This window comes from Luteolibacter sp. (assembly GCF_058122085.1).
The window spans coordinates 1-16,651 of sequence record NZ_JBIKBQ010000093.1; the positions used below are offsets into that span (position 1 = coordinate 1).

The 16,651-nt window shown below is 61.5% G+C and carries 10 protein-coding genes and 1 pseudogene; 5 read left to right on the top strand and 6 right to left on the bottom strand.

Annotated elements, in window-relative coordinates; genetic code table 11:
• Together AC4DF4_RS13835 and AC4DF4_RS13840 are read left to right on the top strand one after the other, a co-directional pair.
• A partial coding sequence (locus tag AC4DF4_RS13835; RefSeq protein ID WP_490048697.1) for a hypothetical protein occupies positions 1–492 on the top strand: 492 nt, incomplete at its 5' end.
• Between the two features lie 93 nt (positions 493–585).
• The gene (locus tag AC4DF4_RS13840; protein WP_490048698.1) at positions 586–3,405 is read left to right on the top strand and encodes a TOTE conflict system archaeo-eukaryotic primase domain-containing protein; all 2,820 of its coding nucleotides are present in this window, start codon (positions 586–588) and stop codon (positions 3,403–3,405) included.
• A gap of 37 nt (positions 3,406–3,442) precedes the next feature.
• On the opposite strand, the gene uppS is transcribed toward AC4DF4_RS13840, so the two are convergent.
• The 5 genes from uppS to dtd all read right to left on the bottom strand — a co-directional run bounded on the left by uppS (position 3,443) and on the right by dtd (position 7,698).
• On the bottom strand, positions 3,443–4,153 hold the full coding sequence (uppS, locus tag AC4DF4_RS13845) for an undecaprenyl pyrophosphate synthase (protein WP_490048699.1): 711 nt from the start codon (positions 4,151–4,153) through the stop codon (positions 3,443–3,445).
• 32 nt (positions 4,154–4,185) lie between these two features.
• Positions 4,186–5,457, bottom strand: a complete 1,272-nt coding sequence (locus tag AC4DF4_RS13850; protein WP_490048700.1) for an adenylosuccinate synthase — start codon at positions 5,455–5,457, stop codon at positions 4,186–4,188.
• A 59-nt stretch (positions 5,458–5,516) separates the two neighbouring features.
• A complete protein-coding gene (locus tag AC4DF4_RS13855) occupies positions 5,517–5,885 on the bottom strand; it encodes a GxxExxY protein (protein ID WP_490048701.1) in 369 nt (122 codons plus the stop codon).
• A 27-nt stretch (positions 5,886–5,912) separates the two neighbouring features.
• Positions 5,913–7,058: a glutamine-hydrolyzing carbamoyl-phosphate synthase small subunit gene (gene carA, locus AC4DF4_RS13860; protein ID WP_490048706.1), complete on the bottom strand. Its 1,146-nt coding sequence runs from the start codon at positions 7,056–7,058 to the stop codon at positions 5,913–5,915.
• Positions 7,059–7,245: 187 nt separating this feature from the next.
• On the bottom strand, positions 7,246–7,698 hold the full coding sequence (dtd, locus tag AC4DF4_RS13865; RefSeq protein ID WP_490048702.1) for a D-aminoacyl-tRNA deacylase: 453 nt from the start codon (positions 7,696–7,698) through the stop codon (positions 7,246–7,248).
• Between the two features lie 144 nt (positions 7,699–7,842).
• Between dtd and AC4DF4_RS13870 the strand changes: the two genes are divergently transcribed.
• Positions 7,843–13,986 (top strand): alpha-2-macroglobulin family protein, encoded by a 6,144-nt coding sequence (locus tag AC4DF4_RS13870; RefSeq protein WP_490048703.1) that lies wholly within the window; start codon positions 7,843–7,845, stop codon positions 13,984–13,986.
• Positions 13,987–14,017: 31 nt separating this feature from the next.
• On the opposite strand, the gene AC4DF4_RS13875 is transcribed toward AC4DF4_RS13870, so the two are convergent.
• On the bottom strand, positions 14,018–14,824 hold the full coding sequence (locus AC4DF4_RS13875) for a hypothetical protein (protein WP_490048704.1): 807 nt from the start codon (positions 14,822–14,824) through the stop codon (positions 14,018–14,020).
• Positions 14,825–14,922: 98 nt separating this feature from the next.
• Here AC4DF4_RS13875 and AC4DF4_RS13880 point away from each other — a divergent pair, with 98 nt between their 5' ends.
• Together AC4DF4_RS13880 and AC4DF4_RS13885 are read left to right on the top strand one after the other, a co-directional pair.
• Positions 14,923–15,582: a hypothetical protein gene (locus tag AC4DF4_RS13880; RefSeq protein ID WP_490048705.1), complete on the top strand. Its 660-nt coding sequence runs from the start codon at positions 14,923–14,925 to the stop codon at positions 15,580–15,582.
• Between the two features lie 676 nt (positions 15,583–16,258).
• Positions 16,259–16,651: pseudogene (locus AC4DF4_RS13885) on the top strand (hypothetical protein); the annotation flags it as partial.

The window sequence follows — 16,651 nt, forward strand, 5'->3', positions numbered from 1 at the left end:
ACGTTTGTTCAAACAGGCGATGTCGGAACATCGCCCGATCAACCAGCACCAATCGATTTTAACATTTTAACGAAAAAAAATCCTCTTCCCATCAGTTACGGCGAAACGTTGACCTATCAGGTGCAGAACCCGCTTTCGCTGGCGAACTACGATACGATCGCCCGCCTGGTGGGTGGGTATCTCGCATCAACCGGCTCGGACCAGGACGCCGCCGCCGTGCAATGGGCGATCTGGGAAGTGACCACGGAGTCGCTTTTGAGCGCGTCACTTTTCGACGGAAGTATCAGAATCATCGAGCCTGTCAGTGAAGGCACGGCCACCCTCGCCAACCAATATCTGGCGAACGTCAAGAATTACACCCCGGTGGCCCTGACCTACCTGAGAAATGACGGCCGCCAGGACGTCGTGACCTGGAATGTCATTCCGGAACCTGCCTCCGCCGGTTTGGCCGCCCTTTCCGGCTTGCTCCTGCTGCGCCGTCGGCGGGCTTGATTCCGGAGTGCTCGAAGCCCTGCGCCCTGCGATGCGGAGAGTTGTTTTGCCCGTGCGGGTCGACATCCCGGACCGCTCGTGTCATTTTGCGGCATGAGCGGCACGGTCGATAGCCAACTTCCGGCGGCAGAATCCGGGGGAGTGCATGCGCGCAGTCCTTCCTCCGAAAAAGTCGCGCTATTCCGTTCGCTTTTCCGGGGACGAGAGGATGTCTATCCAAGGCGTTTCGAGAGCAAGAAAACCGGTCGCGCCGGTTACGCTCCGGCCTGCGGCAATGAGTGGGTCCGGGGGATTTGTGAGAAGCCCCGGATCAAATGCGGTGACTGCCCACACCGTGCTTTCCTGCCCGTGACGGATGAAGTCATCCGCTGGCATTTGTCTGGCAAAGACGCTGCGGGTCAGGACTTCGTCGCCGGTGTCTATCCGATGTTCGCGGACGAGACATGTTGTTTCCTCGCCATGGATTTCGACAAGGACGCTTGGCGGGACGACGTGCTCGCGGTGATGGAAACCTGCCGACGCCTGCAAATCCCCGCCGCGCTCGAACGCTCGAGCTCCGGCAATGGCGGTCATGTGTGGCTGTTTTTCGAGGCTGTGCCCGCCACGCTCGCGCGCAAGCTCGGTTCGTTCATCCTGACGGAAACGATGGAGCTCCGGCCTGAGCTCGGGCTCGCCTCTTACGACCGGCTTTTTCCCAACCAGGACACCTTGCCGAAGGGCGGCTTCGGAAACCTGATCGCCCTGCCGATGCAGAAGCGGCCGCGGGACAATGGGCACAGTGTCTTCGTGGATGAGACGTTGACGCCACTTTCGGATCAATGGGCTTTCCTCTCCGCGATGCGGCGTTTGTCACGGGACCGCATCGAGGCCATCGCTCTTGAAGCGGAAAGCCGGGGCCGCGTGGTCGGCGTGCGTTTCGCTCTCTCGCCCGACGACGAGGCGGAGCCGTGGAACAGCCCGCCATCCCGCCGGTATCGCGAGCCCGCGATCATCGGTCCGTTGCCAAAGGAAATCGAGGTGGTCCTCGGCGACCTCATCTATCTGGAAAAACAATCGCTGCCGCCCGCCTTGCGCAATCGGCTGCTGCGGCTTGCGGCTTTTCAAAACCCGGAGTTCTATCGGGCCCAGGCGATGCGTCTTTCCACTTACGAGAAACCGCGGATTATCGCCTGCGCGGATGATCTGCCCGCGCACATCGGTTTGCCGAGAGGTTGCTTGGACGAGGCTCTCGCGCTTTTCCGCGAGCTGAAAATCGAGCCGCGAATCATCGATCGGCGCGTTGCTGGAAATCCGTTGGATCTCCAATTCACGGGCACTCTCCGACCGGAGCAGGAAACCGCCGCAGCAGCGATGCTCGAGCACGACACAGGCGTTTTGTCCGCCACCACCGCCTTCGGGAAAACCGTGTTAGCCGCACATCTCATCGCCGCCCGGGGAGTGAACACGCTCGTGCTGGTCCACCGCCAGCAACTGCTCGAACAATGGATCGAACGTCTCTCCTCCTTCCTCGGACTGCCCGCCAAGTCCATCGGCCGGCTTGGCGGCGGGCATAAAAGGCTGACAGGCGGCATCGACGTCGCGCTCATCCAAAGCCTCGTTCGCAAGGGCGTCGTCGATGACCGCGTGGCGGACTACGGGCATTTGATCGTGGATGAATGCCATCACCTGTCTGCCCACAGCTTCGAGCTTGTCGCCCGGCGCGCCAAGGCCCGCTTCGTGCTCGGCCTGTCCGCCACCGTGGCGCGGAAGGACGGCCATCATCCGATTATTTTCATGCAGTGCGGTCCGGTGCGCCACCGCGTGGATGCCAGACAACAGGCGGACGCCCGCCCGTTTTCCCACCATGTCATCGTCCGCCCCACCGGCCTCCGCTCCATTGCCGACGCCGATCCCGACCGGCGCGTCGAATACCAGAACCTCTGCGCGGAAATCATCCGCTCGGAGCCTCGGAACGCCATGATCCGCGACGACGTGACCGTCGCGCTGCGCGAGGGGCGTTCGCCGCTCGTTCTGACCGAGCGCACCGAACATGTCGCGGCTCTGGCGGAAATGATCCGTCCGCACGCGGCCCATCTAATCACTCTTCAAGGCGGCATGGGCAGAAAGTCCCTGCGTGAGGCGTTGGCGCGGCTCGCCGCCGTTCCGGAAGGCGAATCACGGGTCGTGATCGCAACCGGCAAGTTCATCGGTGAGGGGTTCGACGACTCGCGGCTCGACACGCTTTTTCTAACGATGCCTGTTTCCTGGCGCGGCATCATCGCCCAATACGCGGGACGACTCCACCGCCTTCACGATGGCAAACGCGAGGTCAGGATTCATGACTATGCGGATCTGGACATCCCGATGCTGTCCCGGATGTTCGACAAGCGCTGCGCGGGCTACGAGGCGGTCGGTTACACCGTTTTACTGCCTGCCAGCGCGCTTCCTGGCTGGCCCGCCGAAGTTCCGCTGCCTATCGATCCTGTATGGAAAAAGGACTATGCGGCCAGCGTCCGTCGTTTGATTCGGGACGGCGTGGATGTCCCGCTTGCGGATCTTTTTGTCGGGATCACCCGCCTGCCCACCGACCAAGCCCGCGCCCGGAGCGCGTCGGAGGAGTTCCTTTTCACGCGCCTGCAATCCATCAGTGATACGGCAGGTCTGTTCAGGCTCAATGCCAAGCTCCCGATTCCTTTCGACGGCTGGAGCGAGATGGAAGTCGATCTGTATTGCGCGGAGCTCAAGCTGGCGATCGAGATCGATGGTCCGCAGCATCTATCCGATCCTGTCGCCTACCGAAGCGACCGGCGCAAGGACGGGCTGCTCCAGGAAAGCGGCTGCTTCGTGCTCCGGTTTCTGGCTGAGGATCTCGGGAGAAATCTGGGTGCCATTCTCGACGCCGTTCTCCGGGCAGTCGCACATCTTCGGAGGTAGGTGCTCCCGGCTGGGACAGTCGGGATACTTTCCTTTCTTACAGCGCGCCGAAGCGGCGGTGGCGACGCTGGTATTCTTGGACGGCTTCGCCCAAGTCGCGCTGGCGGAAGTCCGGCCAGAATTTTTTGACGATGACGATCTCGGCGTAGCTGATCTGCCAGAGCAGGAAATTGGAAACGCGCATCTCGCCGGAGGTGCGGACGAGCAGGTCGGGATCGGGGATGCCGGCGGTTTGCAAGCGGGAGGCGAAGAGCTCGGCGTCGATGTCGGCGGGCGAGATTTTTCCGGCGACGGCGTCGGTCGCGAGCGAGCGGGCGGCGGCGACGATTTCCTCGCGGCCGCCGTAAGACAGCGCGAGGACGAGCGTCATCGTCGTGTTGCCGGCGGTGCTGGCTTGGATCCGCTCGATGAGCGCGCGGGTCTTGGCGGGCAGGCGGTCGAGCTGGCCGATGGCGAGCAGGCGGACGTTCTGGCGGTCGAGGTCTTTGGCTTTTTCGTCGAGGAAACGGTCGAGCAAGGTCATCAGCGCGCTGACTTCGGTGGCGGGGCGGCTCCAGTTTTCGGAGGAAAACGCATAGAGCGTTAGATACTCCACGCCGAGCTCGATGCAGGCTTCCATGACTTCGCGCACGGATTCCGCGCCGGCGCGGTGGCCTTCCAGGCGGGGAAGGCCGCGCTCCTTGGCCCAGCGGCCGTTGCCATCCATGATGATGGCGATGTGGCGGGGGATTTCCGGGTGCGAAGGCATGGAAGAAATAGGTCCTATAAGACTTATACGACCTATGGCACAACCAATGTCTGCACGCGGTCAGGACCGACTCCAACAAAAGCGATCGGCGCTCCGCAGAGTTCTGAGAGACGCGCCAGGTAGGCTTTCGCCTGGGCGGGAAGCTGTTCGAATTTCGTGCACGCGGTGGTGTCGGATTTCCAGCCGGGAAGCGTTTCATACACCGGCAGCGCTCGGTCCCATGCCTTGCGGTCGGCGGGTGGGAGTTCGTGGATGACGCCGCCGATGTTGTAGCCGGTGCAGATTTGCAGCGTCTCGTATTCGTCGAGGCCATCGACGTTCGTCACGGCGAGACCTGTGACGCCGTTGACCATGCAGGCGAAGCGGAGCAGCACGGTGTCCAGCCAGCCGCAGCCGCGCGGGCGGCCGGAGACGACGCCGAATTCGCGGCCGAGACCGTGGAGGTATTCGGACAGGCCTTCATCGACGGTGGGGAAGGGGCCGGAACCGACGCGGGTGGTGTAGGCCTTGCAAACGCCGATCACGCGGCCGATGGCGTTCGGTGGCAGTCCGGAGCCGGTGCAGGAGCCGCCGGAGGTGGTGTTGGACGATGTGACAAACGGATAGGTTCCGTAGTCGATGTCGAGCAAGGTTCCCTGGGCACCTTCAAACAGGATGGATTTTCCCGACTTCCACGCGGCGTGGAGCACGGGAATCGTGTTGGTGACGTGCGGGCGGAGACGAGCGAAGGCGGTGTAAATCTCCTCGAGCACTTGGTCAGTGGTGAACTGCGGCAGGTCGTATTTCGCCAGGATTTCATTCACCTCGACGAGTCGCCGGGTGACTTGGGCGCGGGTGAACTCCTCGTCCAACAGGTCGGCGATGCGGATGCCGCAACGGTTCACCTTGTCGGAGTAGGTCGGGCCGATGCCGCGCTTGGTGGTGCCGATTTTCTGGTCGCCGAGGGCGATTTCGCGGGCGGCGTCCAGTTCCTTGTGGAAGGGGAACACGACGTGGGCGCGGTCCGAGATGAGGAGTTTGTCGGGAGTGACGGAAACGCCGAGCGCTTCGTTGCGCTCGATTTCCGCGACGAGGCCGGAGGGATCGACGACGACACCGTTGCCGATGATGTTGATTTTGCCGTCCCAGATGATGCCGGACGGCAGCAGGTTTAAAATATAACGGACGCCCTTGGCGATGACCGTGTGGCCCGCGTTGTTGCCGCCTTGACCGCGAACGACGATGTCGGCGTCTTCCGTGAGATAATCGACGATCTTGCCTTTGCCTTCATCGCCCCATTGGAGGCCAACAATAATGGTATTCATTTTAGATAAGATTTCTTTAACCGCGAATGGACGCGGATAGACGCTAATGGAAGAGGAATCTACGAGGTGAGAATCATGCGCTCCCATTCAAGCTTGGGTTTTTTGAAGTTGATGATGAGGCCGACTGGTAGGCCTGTGATTCGGAGATAGTTGAGCATTTGGCCGCGCTCGATGTCGGTGATTCTGTCGATGGTTTTTGTATCAACGACAATCTTGCCATAGGCGATGAGGTCGGGAACGAACTCGCCGACTTGGGTCTCTCTCCAAACTACTGGAAATGGCCGTTGTTGTTCGAAGGCAATCCCTCTGTGCGGGAACTCGACCGCCAGGGAGTTTTCATATGGTTTCTCATGAAGCCCATGTCCGATACCGTTGATGATTTCAAGGGCGCACGAAATGATGGCGTAAACCTCATCCTTGAAAATCAATTCGCGTCCATTGGCGTCCATTCGCGGTTAAATCCCTTTTGTTTTTGAGATCAGCGCGGCGAACTCCTCGAAGAAGTAGGCGGCGTCGTTCGGGCCGGGTGCGGCTTCCGGGTGGTATTGGACGCTGAAGACTGGCAGGTCGCGGTGGCGCATGCCCTCGACGGTGTTGTCGTTCAGGTTGATGTGGGTGACTTCGATTTCCGGCGGAAGGGAGTCGGGATCGACGGCGAATCCGTGGTTCTGCGAGGTGATGGAGATTTTTCCGGTGCGCAGGTCCTTGACCGGCTGGTTGCCGCCGCGGTGGCCGAATTTCAGCTTGAAGGTCGTGCCGCCGAAGGCGTGGGCGAGGATCTGGTTGCCGAGGCAGATGCCGAAAATCGGCAGCTTGCCGATGAGCGTGCGGATTTCCTCGTGGATGTAGCCGAGCGCGGCCGGATCGCCGGGGCCGTTGGAGAGGAAGACGCCGTCGGGATTTTTCGCGAGCACTTCGGCGGCGGTGGTGCGGGAATTGACGACCTCGACCTCGAAACCGGCCTGGCGGAGGCGGCGCAGGATATTGTATTTCAAGCCGAAGTCGTAGGCCACGATGCGATGGCGGACGGGCGGAAGTTCGATGTGATAGCCTTCCTTTTTGGCCAGCACGTTCGGCAGCGTCCATTCGCGGGACTCCTCGCCCCAGACATAGGATTCCGGGGTGGAAACTTCCTTCACGTAGTCCATGCCTTCCATCGAGGGCGAGGCTTTGGCCGCGGCGACGGCGGCTTCCGCGTCGAGTTGGGTGGTGACGCAGGCGCGCATGGCTCCGAGCGAACGGAGGTGTTTGGCGAGGGCGCGGGTGTCGATGCCTTCGATACCGAGAATCTTGTTTTCCGACAGATACTCGGCAAGCGGCTGCGTGGAGCGCCAGTTCGACGGCACCTCGCAAAGCTCGCCGATAACGAAAGCGCGGATGTGGGGCGCGGCGGACTCGGAATCTTCCGGGTTGACCCCGTAGTTCCCGATCTGGGGGTAGGTCATCGCGACGATTTGGCCACGATAAGAGGGATCGGTGATCACCTCCTGGTAGCCTGTCATCGAGGTGTTGAAACAAATTTCTCCGGTGGTGGTTCCGGTGGCTCCGAAGGCGGTTCCTTCGAAACAGCGTCCATCTTCAAGGGCTAGAATGGCAGTAATCGGCACGGCGGGCGCAAACTAGGCAGCCGATCCGAACGATGCAAGCGAATGCTTATTCTTCTCATTCGCCGCCATTTCAAAGATTGGAACCGCGAATGAACGCCAATGAGCAGAAATCCTCCCGATTCAAGAAATCCCCATTCGCGTCCCTTCGCGTTGATTCGCGGTTAAAAATCCAGATGCCCGGTCACTCTCGCGCCCGGCTATCGATCAAAATCGTGACCGGGCCGTCGTTGACGAGCGCGACTTTCATGTCGGCACCGAAGATCCCGCGGCCGACGGGCTTGCCGGTTTCTCGCTCCAAGGCGGCGCAGAATTGTTCGTAAAGCGGCTCGGAGATCGCGGGGGCGGCGGATTTCAGGAACGACGGGCGGTTGCCCTTTTTGGTCGAGGCGTGGAGCGTGAATTGGCTGACGACGATGATTTCTCCGCCCGCATCGGTCACGGACTGGTTCATTTTGCCCTCCGGATCGGAGAAAATCCGCAGTTTTGCGACCTTGCCGCTGAGCCATGCGACGTCATCCGCCGTGTCGCCTTCCTCCACGCCGAGAAGGACGAGCAGTCCGCAGCCGATTCGGGAAATGGTCCGGCCTTCGATTTCCACCGAAGCTTCGGACACCCGCTGGATCACCGCCCGCATGACGTTTTCACAAGGGGATAAATCGTTTTCACGAGTTCAAGACACACGCGGGAGAAATAGATTTTCGACCACGCTGCGTCAAGAAGTGCGGATGCGAAATATTTCTTCTAAGAAATCACCGTTTGGGGTGTCTTAGTCGTTGTTATGAAAACTCTGACTTGGATCTGTCTCGTCGCCTTTCTCTCCCCCCTCAACCTGATGGCTCAAGACCCGAACGCCCTCCGCAAGGAACGCGACAAGCTCGCGGAGCGCGGGATGTGGCGGGAGGCATTGAATCTATACGGGGAAAAGCTGATGCCGATCTCGGACGAGAAATCGGATCTGGACTTGAGAATGGCCGTCGAGGTGATCCGTGGACAAAACGTGTGGGGCGAGTTTGATGAACTCATCGAGCGCGCGATTGCCATTCACCCGGACAACGCGATGCTGCTGGTGCAGGCGGCGGCGTCCTATCATTCCGCACCCCATTCCGGCCGGCTTGTCGCCTGGGAATTCGAACGCGGCGGCGGGCCGCGATACGGGAGGAGTTCGATGGGGCCGGATGAGGTTCCGGAAGCTTCAGCCGGTTCATGGGTGAATACGTTCTATCGCGATCAGGTTCGCTCGTTCCAGATTTTCCGCGAGGCCGTCGGCAAATCCAAAAACGACGCCGAGCGCTACCGGGCGTGGGAGGTGTTCTCGGGGATTCGACGCGAGGAGGCAAGCGGAGAGGCATGGAAACTCCAGACTCTCACGCCCCTTGAAAATCTACCCGAATGGGGCGAACCGGGACCGCAAGGCGGCACCGAAGGCGCGCCGTGGGCGAAGGACGGGCCGGTGCTCTACGAAGTTCCCGCATCCTGGGAAGCCGCGAAAAACGACGGTGAGCGTTGGCGCTTCGCCCTCGCGGAACGGGTCCGGCTCAAGCCTGAAACGGCTGCCAGCGTCACACTCGAACTCGCGGATTTCTCGAATTCCCAGTTCGGCACGGAGACCCTCTCGTCATTCGGATGGTGGCGTCAGCAGGATCCGGACAGCGCGAAGGGGATTCTCGAAATGGACACGCTGGCTGAGGACGAATGCCTCGCGAAAACCTCGGATGGCGTCCGCCGTTTCAAGCTACCCGCCGCCCACCATTTCATCGCGCTCTATCGCTCGATCATGAATGAAAAAGAGCAGGCCGGAGACGCGCTCGTCCAAGTTTTCCTCAACCGCCGCCAATACGACAAGGCCCGCGAAGTGCTGGAGCAAACCATCGCCAAGCACGGCCCCGGTCATGACGACTCGCGCAAGAAGCTCCTCAAACAAATCACCGGCAACTGGGGCCGCTTCGAGTCCGCCGAGACCGTGCCCGCCGGAGTGAAACCGAAACTGCCGCTGGTATTCCGCAACGCATCGAACATCAAGCTCACCGCCGCCCCCGTGGACATGGAGGCGGTGCTCAAGGACACGCTTGACTACCTGAAAAGCAACCCGCGCGAGCTCGATTGGCAGCGCCTCAATCCCTCGCAGATCGCCAGCCGGCTCATTAAGGAAAACCAGTCCAAGTTCATCGGCGAAGCCGCCGCAAACTGGGAAACGAAACTCACCCCGCGCGAAAAACACCGCGACACCCGCGCCGATCTGGAAGTGCCGCTCGACAAGGCCGGCGCCTGGTGGATCACCGGGAAAATGGACGGTGGCAACGAGTTCCACACGCTCGTCTGGATCGTGGATTCCGTGCTGGTGCAGAATGACGTGGGCGGCAAGAAGCAGTGGTGGGTCGCCGATGCCGCGGGCGGCGCGCCGGTGATCGACTCGGACATCGAGTTTTTCGGCTACCGGACCATTCATCTCGAACGGAAAAATCCTCTCGCACGCCGCATGGAAGTCCGCACCAGGGAATTCAACCGCAAAACGGATGAGGATGGAAAAACCCTGCTCAAGCCCGGTGATTTTGATCATGATTTCCAGTGGCTCGCGATCGCCCGCAAAGCCGGCCGGGCTACCGCGTTTTACGGGTTCCAGCCTTATGGCATCGCGGAGCCCCAGCTTGAGAACGGCAACCGCGACATCACTTACGGCATCTCGGACCGTCCTCTCTACAAACCCGGCGACACCGTGCATTTGAAATTCTATCTGCGTAATGTCGGTTATTTCGAGCCGAACGAGGACGCCTATGCGAACCAATCCGGCACGCTCGTCCTGTATAACGGCCGTGGCGAGGAAGTGATGAAGCTTCAGAACCTCAAGACCGACGCGCTCGGCGCGATGGAGTGTGAGGTCGTGATTCCCAAGGACGCGGTGCTCGGAAGCTGGAGCGCGGCCTATCAAATCGGTGACCGGGTTTCCGCCTCCGTTAGTCTGCGGGTGGAGGAATACCGCAAGCCGGAATACGAGGTGAAGGTCGAGGCTCCGGACGCGCCGGTGAAGCTCGGTGATAAATTCACGGCGACGGTGAAGGCGACTTATTTCCACGGTGCTCCGGTGCGCAACGCGAACGTCGAGATCATCGTGAAGCGTGGCTCGATCGGCGAGCGCTGGTTCCCGGTTTCGCCCTGGGATTGGCTGTATGGCCCTGGTGCCTGGTGGAATGGCAGCGAGGCTTCCTGGCATCCGACATGGAAAAACTGGGGCTGTATCCCGCCGCATCCGCCGTGGTGGCAGGAGAACCGCTGGACGCCGGACGAACTCGTGCTCAAGCGCAATGTTGCCATCGGTCCCGACGGCACCGCGAAGATCGAAATCGACACCGCGCCCGCCAAGGAAATCCATGGCGACATGGATGCGAAATACACCATTGAGGCCCGCGTGGTGGATGCCTCGCGCCGCGAGGAGCGTGGCACCGGCTCGGTGATCGCCGCGCGCAAGCCGTTCGAGGTCGTGGTGTGGACGGATCGCGGTTACACCCGCGCCGGGGACCAGGTGGAGGCGACGATTTCCGCCGCGACTCTGGCAGGAAAGCCAGTCGTCGGCGCGAAAGGCAAGCTCGTCATTTTCAAACTCACCAGCGGCGAAAACGGCCGGATCGAGGAGAAGGAAATTCAGTCGTTTCCGGTGGAGACCGACGCGCAGGGTGAAGTGAAGCAGCGCTTCGCCGCGCCCGCCACCGGCCAGTACCGCCTCGCTGCAAGCCTCTCGATCAAGGACGGTCAATCGGCGGAAGGCGCGACGATTCTCAACGTTCACGGTCCTGGCCGAGCCGACCCTGCGGACTGGCATTTCGGCCCGCTGGAAATCATCGCCGACAAGCCGTCCCACGCACCGGGCGAGACGGTGAAACTCCGCGTCAACAGCGACAAGGACAACGCCAACATCTGGCTCTTCCTCCACATCGCAGGCTCCGCCGGTCGGGAGGCCCGCCGCATCCGGCTCGATGGCAAGAGCCTCGAAGTCGAGGTCCCGCTCGATCTGCGCGACATGCCGAACATGTTCATCGAGGGCGTCAGCGTCCACGGCGCCAAGATTCACACCGCCGTCCGGCAGATCCTGCTGCCGCCGGTTAGCAAGTTGATCGAGGTCACGCTCGAGCCTGCGAAAAGCCGGGTGAAGCCGCGCGAAACCTCCGCCCTTCGCGTCACCTTGCGCGATGCCGAGGGCAAGCCGGTCACCGGCACCGCCGTGCTGACGGTGTATGAAAAGTCGCTTGAGGCGATCACCGGTGGCTCTAACGTCGGGAAGATCCATGAGAATTTCTGGACGTGGAAAAATAGCTATTACCCGGGACAGTCGGGCGATTCGATTCCCCATTCACCGGGAAATCTGCTGCGTCCGAAAACCGTCGGGATGCAGTCGCTCGGGCGTTTCGGCGACGAGGGACGCTATGCGGCGAAAGGCATGGGAGGCGGTGGTTTCGGCGCGAGGTCCATGATGATGGAGAGAGTTGCCATGGACGGTGCTCCCATGATGGCGATGGACGCGTCCGCAGCTCCGGAAGCCAAAATGGCTGGGGAAGGTGATCCCTTTGCAGGCACTGCCGCACCCGCCGCCAATCCCATTCTCGTCCGCAAGGATTTCGCCGATCTCTTGAAATGGTCCGGCGCGATCCGGACCGATGCCGATGGCCGCGCCGAAATACCGCTGGAATTCCCCGACAACCTCACCACCTGGAAAGCCCGCGTCTGGGTGTTGACCAAGGGCACGCAGGTCGGCGAGGGCAGCGCGGAAATCATCACTTCCAAGGAACTGCTGGTCCGTCTGCAAGCGCCGCGGTTCTTGGTGGAACGCGACGAGTCGGTCTTCAGCGCGGTGGTCCAGAATGATCACGACGCACCGAAGACGGTGAAGGTTTCCCTCGAACTGGATGGCAGCAACCTCGAAGCCATCGACGGCGCGCCGCGGACCGTGGAAATCGCCGCGCGCTCGGAAGCACGCGTTGATTGGCGGGTCAAAGCGCTGCGCGAAGGCGAGGCGGCCTTCCGGATGCGTGCGGATTCCGGCGACGATGGCGATGCCGTGGAACGCAAGCTGCCAGTGCTGGTCCATGGCATGTCGCGGCAGGACGCGTGGAGCCGCGCGGTCGAACCGGGTGCGGATTCCGCCAGGATCCAGATCGAGGTGCCGGAGCAACGGCGGCAGGATCAATCGAAGCTCACCGTGCGGTTTTCACCGACCATCGCCGGCGCGGTGGTCGATGCGATTCCCTATCTGGCGAGCTATCCGCACGGCTGCACCGAGCAGACGCTGAACCGCTTCGTGCCCGCCGTGATCGCCCAACAGATGCTGCGCGATCTCAAGATCAACCTCGCGGAAGTGAAGGCGAAGCGCACCAACCTCAACCCGCAGGAACTCGGCAATGCCGCCGACCGCGCGGCGCAGTGGAAGCAATGGCAGGCGAACCCGGTCTTCGACGAAGTGGAGATGGAGAAGATGGTCGCGAAGGGCATCGAGAAACTCATGTCCATGCAGAACTCCGACGGCGGCTGGGGCTGGTTCGCCGGCTACGGCGAGACCTCCTATCCGCACACCACGGCGGTGGTGGTCCATGGCTTGCTGGTCGCGAAGCAGAACGGCGCGAAGATTCCCGATGCCATGCTCAACTCCGGCATTGCCTGGCTGATGGCCTACGAGCGCAAGCAAACCGCCGCTCTGCAACTCCATGTCGAGCGCGAGGCTTTGCGCAAGGAAGGCAAGAAGATCAAGGACTCGAACAAATACGAGAAATCCGCGTGCGACGCGATGGACGCGTTCGTCCGACTCGTTCTCGGCGAGGCCAAGCGCGACTCGGAGCCGATGCTGGCTTTCCTCTATCGGGACCGCGTCGGCCTGCCGGTGTATGCCAAGTGCCTGCTCGGCCTCGAACATCACCGCAAGGGCGACGAGGCGCGCCGCGATGAAGTGATGAAGATGATTTCCCAATACCTCAAGCGCGACCCGGAGAACCAAACGGCTTACCTCGACCTCCAGAACACGAATCACTGGTGGAACTGGTATGGCAGCGGGGTCGAGGCGCATGCCTGGTATCTCAAGCTGCTTGCCGCGGTGAAGCCGCAGGACGCGGATACGCGCGGCTTGGTGAAGTATCTGGTGAACAACCGCAAACACGCGACTTACTGGGAATCCACCCGCGACACCGCGTTCGCCGTCGAGGCCATCGCCAGCTATTTCAAGGCCAGCGGCGAGGACGCGCCGGAGATGGAGGTCGATGTCCTGCTCGACGGGAAATCGCTGCGCAAGGTTTCCATCAACCGGGAAAACCTCTTCACCTTTGACGGCACGGTCGCGCTAACGGGCGACGCCGTGACCACGGGGAAACACGCCGTCGAACTCCGGAAGTCCGGCAAGGGCACGCTCTACGCCAACGCCTATCTGGAGGTCTTCACGCTTGAGGACAAGCTCCGCGCCGCGGGCCTGGAGGTGAAGGTGCAGCGCCGGATTTCCAAACTCATCGCCTTGGAGAAGGAAACCGAGGTGCCGGATTCCACGGGCATGGTGGTGAAACAGCAGGCCGAGCGGTTCCGCCGCGAACCGCTGGCGGACGGGGCGAAACTCGCTTCCGGCGACCGCGTGGAGGTGGAGCTGATCCTCGAAAGCAAGAACGACTACGAGTATCTGATTTTCTCTGATGCCAAGGCCGCCGGCTTCGAGGCGCTCGACGCCCTGAGCGGCTACGTCGGCGGTGGTGACGGATTCAGCGCTTACATGGAGCCGCGCGACCAGACGGTGGACTTCTTCATCCGCGCCCTGCCTCGCGGGACGCACACGCTCCGCTATCAGCTCCGCGCCGAGGCGCCGGGGATTTACAAAGCCCTGCCCGCGACGGCGGAGGCGATGTATGCGCCCGAACTGAGAGGGAACTCCGAGGATCTGAAACTGGAGATTTTGAAATAGTCCGGCTGAGACAGCCGGGACACATTATTCATCAGGATTTCGACGCGTCGCCGGCGGGCGCGCCGAAATTCAGCGAGTGCGTGAGTTTCTCCCGGCGCTCGCGGACGAGGCGGACGAGGCGGACGACGAGCGCGGTCCAGCCGGTCTGGTGCGAGGCGCCGAGTCCCTCGCCGGTCTCGGCGTGGAAATACTCGTGGAATAACAGCAGGTCCTGCCAGTGGGTGACGTCGCTGTAGCGCCCGGCCTCGCCGAAGCAGGGGCGGTAGCCATCCTTGTCTGGCAGGAACAGCGAGATCAGCCGGTCGCACAGGTCGATGGCGACCTGGCGGAGCGTCACGAGATTTCCGGAGCCGGTGGGATACTCGATCTTGAAGGTGTCGCCGTAGAAATAGTCGTAGCGCTCGAGCGCCTCGATGATGAGGAAGTTGATGAGGAAGTTGATGAGGAAGTTGATGGGGAAGTTGATGGGGAACCAGATCGGTCCGCGCCAGTTCGAGTTGCCGCCGAACATGTCGGTCGTGGCCTCGCCCGGCGTGTAGGGGACCTCGTGGCGCTGGCCGTGGTGCTCGAAGACGAAGGGCTTTTCCTCATGCGCCCTGCTGAGCGAGCGGATGCCGAAGTTGGATAGAAACTCCTTGGGATCGAGCATGTAGGCGAGGCTCGCGCGGAGCCGCGCCTTGGAGGGAATGGCGAGCAGGCAGCTGCCGGGGTTCTTGTCGCCCTGTACGCGGCGGACGGTGATGTATTTGAGCAGGTCCGGCCGGTTGACGAGGAACCAGTCCATCCGCCTGCGGAAACTCGGCAGCGCGTCGATGGTTTTCTGTTTGATCACGGTCACGGCTCCCAGACCGCTGGAATGAACTCCCAGCTTGCTTTGCCGAGTATTGGAGCCTTAGCGAAGAGTTCAGAACCGCCCGCAGTCATGTCAGCGAAATCATGGCGGCCAGAGTGGAAATCCTCGGGACAAATATTGAGCTTTCCCGGGTCAAATTCACCAGGAACGGCGAAGACGATGGCGGGATCATCCTTGCTGGCAGCACCATGCACGCTAACCCTCGGATGGGTGACGGCGGTGGAGTCCTCAGCAGCGTCAAACAGATCGATACCAGCGACCCGAAACTCCGGAAGATGGATCGCCTCCTGACTCTAGGAGAAGACGCCGCTCGCGCATATTTTGAGCGACTGGTCGCAACAAAAGAGATCACGCTGCAAAAGGCATTTTTGGCATGCGGGCAACACCGGTTGACGGTGGCCGACGAACTCCGCGTCCTGCTCGATGAGCTGGCTAACATTGGCTTCGATCTGTTCAAAGCCCGCACGTCCGCGCTTGGCTTGGCAGACTATCAGGTCCGCAGGCTCTACCACGGCAGCGCGGACTTCCTCCGATTTGCAGACCTCGGGACAGCCATTATCGGTGGCGCACGCTCCGCTGGCCTCGATGCTAACCGCCAGCCCGTCATCTATTCCGATGTAGATGTGCCGAGCCAAGCGGGCTGGAGCCTCCAGATGGCCGACCGCCTCGCAGAACTGAAACCCTTATTCACCGAAGGCCGGAAGGAATTGGCAAAGGCACGGAAGGTTTCCGCCGCCGCATAACCTCCGGCGTAACATTTTCCCCGGAAGGGGTTGCGATGGCTTGCTGAGCCGCCGCCAGTCTCACGCGAGGCTGGCGGTTTTTTGTGTCGGGGCCGGAGCAAAACTAGACAGAGACGGTTCAAAACTAGACACCGGCGACGGAGCAAAACTGGATTTCTGGGGGATTGCGCCGTAAGTGACTGGTATCGAGCGGATGCGAAGTGAGTATTGAGCGTCGTCCGCAGGGTACGGCTCTGCCGGAGGGCAACCGGAGCGGCGGGCGTTGCCAAAGGGGCTATGGCCTCGGTGTCGCGGCACGGATTACCCCGTCCGCGACACTCCTCACCAAATGCCCATTGGCCCAATGCGGAAAACTCCGGGGGTTTGGGGGCAGCGCCCCCATGGTGGAGGATTGCCGAAGGCACACGATTGAGGCGATGTTGCCCGGCGTGCAAAGAAACAACTCATTCATCGCCTGCCGCCCGACTTCATCCGCAACATCCTCAAGGATTTCAACTCCGGTGCGCTGGACGCGCCCAGTGCCGCCGCCCGCCTGGGCGTAAGCCGCGCAAGGCTCTACCAGCTACGCACTGACTACCTCAAGGACAAGCCCGACTATCAGCCCAAGGCCAGCGGAGGCGACCGGCGTGAGGACTGGCCGCCCGAAGTCGTCGATTTTCTCAAGGGCTTCCTGCCCGTGCAAAGTCCACCTAACTATCAACTCGTCGCCGACGAGATGGACCGGCTGTGCAACTTCAAGCGGGCCCGCGCCACTGTCCAAACCTACGTCAAAACCAACCTCTCGCACCTGGTTCCCACGCCCACGCCCAAGAAGCGCACCTACCGGCGCTTCCGCCGTGCCCACGTCGGCAAACTTTGGCAGCATGACAGTTCGATCCACCAGTGGTGGCCGGCTCCGCAAAAACAAACCTTGCTGCTCACCGTCGATGATTGCTCGGGCGTGTTTGCCGCGGGCCGCTTCGTCGAGCGTGACACCACCTGGAACCACTTCATGCACTTCCGCGAGGCTTTCGAGCGTCACGGCCTGCCGGAGGCGATCTATACCGACGCCCTGAGCCTCTTCGGACCA

What these genes read in the sequence shown, in the direction of transcription:
- AC4DF4_RS13840 (WP_490048698.1), top strand. Translation starts at nt 586, where the DNA reads ATGAGCGGCACGGTCGATAGCCAACTTCCGGCGGCAGAATCCGGGGGA.
- uppS (WP_490048699.1), bottom strand. Translation starts at nt 4,153, where the DNA reads ATGCCTTCGCACCCGGAAATCCCCCGCCACATCGCCATCATCATGGAT.
- AC4DF4_RS13850 (WP_490048700.1), bottom strand. Translation starts at nt 5,457, where the DNA reads ATGAATACCATTATTGTTGGCCTCCAATGGGGCGATGAAGGCAAAGGC.
- dtd (WP_490048702.1), bottom strand. Translation starts at nt 7,698, where the DNA reads ATGCGGGCGGTGATCCAGCGGGTGTCCGAAGCTTCGGTGGAAATCGAA.
- AC4DF4_RS13870 (WP_490048703.1), top strand. Translation starts at nt 7,843, where the DNA reads ATGAAAACTCTGACTTGGATCTGTCTCGTCGCCTTTCTCTCCCCCCTC.
- AC4DF4_RS13880 (WP_490048705.1), top strand. Translation starts at nt 14,923, where the DNA reads ATGGCGGCCAGAGTGGAAATCCTCGGGACAAATATTGAGCTTTCCCGG.